Here is a 775-nt window from a genome sequence, read left to right as displayed (position 1 = left end):
CTCATGATAATAGCGTCAAGACGCCCGCCAAAATACCCGGAAACCAGTCCTAATAACGTGCCAAAAAAGGCACCAAAAATGACAGCAGCAATACCGACCATTAATGAAATCCTTGCCCCGTAAACCAAACGGCTGAACAAATCCCTTCCATAGTTATCCGTACCTAAAAGATGACCATCGGTACCAGGTACGGCTAAAGAATGAGCGACATCCATTTGATTCGGGGAATGAGTCGCAATCAGTGGCGCAAAGATGGCAATAAGAGTCATAAGGGCGGTAATAGTTAGACCGATGGCGGCAAGACGGTTCCGCATCAGTTTTTTCATCAGTCCCGCTTCTTTCTTTACCTTCTTTTTTTCCGGCTCAATTTGAACAATTGAACTTTGTACAGAAGCCATTATTTTGTCCCTCCCTTGCTTGAGGAATAATTAACCCGTGGATTGACTACTTTATACATCACATCAACGAAAAGATTGACAAGTACAAAAATGACAGCAATAAACAGCACCGTTCCTTGAACAACGACAAAATCACGCTTGTCAATCGCATCGACAATCAATCGTCCCATCCCCGGCCAACTAAAAATGGTTTCCGTCAAAACAGCGCCCCCCAGCATCATTGAAATCTGCATCCCGAGTACGGTAAGCAATGGGGTTAAGGCATTTTTGAAAGCATGCTTGCAAACCACCCAAAATTCACCCAACCCTTTAGAACGAGCGGTTTTAATGTAATCCTGTGAAATAACCTCCAGCATACTAGATCGGGTAATCCGGGC

At 44.4% G+C, this 775-nt stretch carries 2 protein-coding genes; both read right to left on the bottom strand.

What is annotated here, in order from left to right; translation table 11 throughout:
- Window positions 1–398 (bottom strand): ABC transporter permease (locus tag RYX56_RS21110; RefSeq protein ID WP_439108524.1); only part of this gene is annotated, 398 nt, incomplete at its 3' end.
- Window positions 398–775: ABC transporter permease (locus tag RYX56_RS21105; RefSeq protein WP_317123959.1), on the bottom strand; the 378-nt coding region annotated here is incomplete at its 5' end. The genes RYX56_RS21110 and RYX56_RS21105, both read right to left, overlap by 1 nt.

This window comes from Alkalihalophilus lindianensis, from assembly GCF_032843265.1.
Taxonomy (GTDB): Bacteria; Bacillota; Bacilli; order Bacillales; family Bacillaceae_D; genus Alkalihalophilus; species Alkalihalophilus lindianensis.
Note: the sequence above shows the minus strand (reverse complement) of the source record. Positions and strands in the feature narration are given on the sequence as shown.